Below are 234 nucleotides of genomic sequence, written 5' to 3' on the forward strand. Positions count from 1 at the left end.
GCGAGCCTCTTCAGCCAGTCGCGCTTCCTCAGCGATGCGGGCCTCTTCAGCCAGTCGCGCTTCCTCCGCGATGCGAGCCTCTTCAGCCAGTTGGGCTTCCTCAGCGATGCGGGCCTCTTCGGCTAAACGTTTTTCTTCAGCCAGTCGAGCTTCCTCAGCGATGCGGGCCTCTTCAGCCAGTCGCGCTTCCTCCGCGATACGGGCCTCTTCAGCCAGTCGGGCTTCCTCCGCGAT

The 234-nt window shown here is 63.7% G+C and carries 1 protein-coding gene; it reads right to left on the bottom strand.

From position 1 onward, the window contains the following. Window positions 1-234 (bottom strand): hypothetical protein (locus tag V5T57_RS20780; RefSeq protein ID WP_332893185.1); only part of this gene is annotated, 234 nt, incomplete at both ends.

The sequence above is a fragment of the Magnetococcus sp. PR-3 genome (assembly GCF_036689865.1).
Classification (GTDB): domain Bacteria; phylum Pseudomonadota; class Magnetococcia; order Magnetococcales; family Magnetococcaceae; genus Magnetococcus.